Raw genomic sequence first — 968 nt, forward strand, 5'->3', positions numbered from 1 at the left:
CCAGTGACCAGGCGGCCACAGCGAGGGGGATCAGCGCCCACCACCAGGTGCGCCCCCGCTGCACCAGCACCGCGAAGAGAGCGATCGGCGCGAACGCGGCGAGCAGCGGTACGGGCTGAAAGTCGGCGGTGTAGAAGAGCGCGATGATGGTGATCGCGAACAGGTCGTCGACCACCGCCAGGGTGAGCAGGAATGCGCGTAGCCCCTGGGGCAGATGTGAGCTGACCACCGCGAGGACGGCGAGCGCGAAAGCGATGTCGGTGGCGGTCGGAATGGCCCACCCGCGCAGGCCCTCCCCGCCCCCGCCCAGCACCACCGCCACGTAGATCAGCGCCGGCAGCAGCATCCCGCCGAGCGCGGCCGCCACCGGCAGCGCGGCTCGGCGCGGGTCGCGGAGGTCACCGGCGACGAACTCCCGTTTGAGCTCCAGGCCCACGACGAAGAAGAAGATGGCCAGCAGGCCGTCGGCCGCCCAGGTGGCCAGATTCAGGTCGAGGTGCCAGGGCGCGCCGGGCCAGGGCACCACGTCGCCGAGCCGCGTGTACGAGTCGGACCACGGGGAGTTGGCCCAGATCAGCGCGATCAGAGCGCCCGACAGCAACAGCGCGCCACCGACGGTCTCGGTGCGCAGCACGTCGGCCAGGTGCCGGGCCTGCGGCCAGGACGATCGGGAGAACAGCCGGGTCCTCGGCGGACGCGGGCCGGACGGTGGGGTGGGGAGGGTCAACTTCGGCTCACCTACAGGAGTCGGGACAGCAGGTTTCCACTCGCCGACCAGGCTTCCCGGCACACCGCTGTCGACCCTATCCGGCGGCGCGGTCGGCGGCGACCGCTGGGCCGATCGGACGCCGTCGGATCGGCCTTCGACTTTTTCCCCGTTGTCGCCGCTGCCGAATGGGCGTTTGCCGGGTTGGTCATGGGGGCGCACATCTCGCCGCCCGAATATAGGTAACTCCGGACATAAGCCG

The 968-nt window shown here is 70.9% G+C and carries 1 protein-coding gene; it reads right to left on the reverse strand.

The annotated features are described in order from the left end of the window. The coding region (locus AB0B48_RS32985; protein ID WP_357208540.1) for a Na+/H+ antiporter NhaA at positions 1-727 on the reverse strand (727 nt) is incomplete at its 3' end. Positions 728-968: the final 241 nt, after the last annotated feature.

The sequence above is a fragment of the Micromonospora sp. NPDC049089 genome (assembly GCF_040648775.1).
Taxonomy (GTDB): Bacteria; Actinomycetota; Actinomycetes; order Mycobacteriales; family Micromonosporaceae; genus Micromonospora.